Here is a 1,027-nt window from a genome sequence, read left to right on the forward strand (position 1 = left end):
GTAAGCAAAGACTTACAAGTATTCTGGAAAGCAAAGGGCGCCTTAAAAGTAATGAAAGTGGATGAAAATAAAAAGCCACTACCAGGTGCAGTGTTTGAAATCGTAAACAGCAGTCAACAAGTTATGAGAACGATTACAGCTGACAAAAACGGTATCGCTGAAATAGGAAACTTAGAACTTGGCACATACACTGTAAAAGAAGTGAAAGCACCTGTTGGATATGTGTTAGATGCTACACCAAAGCCTTTTGAAGTGAAAACAGGTGAAGTTGCTGTTGTTGAAATGAAAAATGTACAAATCAAAGGCAATATTGAAATTAAAAAGGTAAGTGACACAGGCAAGATTCTCCCAGGCGTTGAATTTACAGTGTTTACGCCAGAAGGAAAGGCAGTCACAAAAGTAACAACCAATCAAGAAGGGATTGCGAAAGTACATTCTCTTCCGTTTGGAAAGTATTACTTCCAGGAAACGAAAGGATTAGAAGGTTACTTATTAAATCAAACAAAGTATCCATTTGAAGTAAAAGAGCATAATCAAACACTTACGTTTGAAGTGAAAAACGATCAAGTAAAAGGAAATGTACAGCTCTTAAAAGTAGATGAAGACGGAAAAACGAAATTAGAAGGTGCTGTTTTTATCCTAGCTGATGAAAAAGGTAAGAAGATCAGTGAGCATAAGACAGACAAAAACGGGTTAATCAAAATTGATAATATCCCATTCGGAAAGTACCAATTCATTGAAAAGACATCACCAGCGGGCTATGTACTGGTAAAAGAGCCGATTCCGTTTAGCATCACTGAAAACGGGAAAACAATTGAGCTAGTTGCAAAGAATACGAAGATTAGAGGATCAATTGAAATTACAAAAGTAGACGTAGCCGATGGAAACAACAAGTTACCAGGTGCGGAGTTTACGATCTATAACGAGCAAGGCCAGGAAGTCGTGAAAGGGAAAACGAACGAACAAGGCGTTGCGAAGTTCGATAAACTACCAGCAGGAAAGTACACATACAAAGAAACGCTTGCAC

At 38.1% G+C, this 1,027-nt stretch carries 1 protein-coding gene; it reads left to right on the top strand.

What is annotated here, in order from left to right:
- Nucleotides 1-1,027: MSCRAMM family protein (locus ACQRBL_RS32275; RefSeq protein WP_427736415.1), on the top strand; the 1,027-nt coding region annotated here is incomplete at both ends.

Origin of the sequence: Bacillus sp. AF62, from assembly GCF_050312695.1 — a bacterium.
Classification (GTDB): Bacteria; Bacillota; Bacilli; order Bacillales; family Bacillaceae_G; genus Bacillus_A; species Bacillus_A cereus.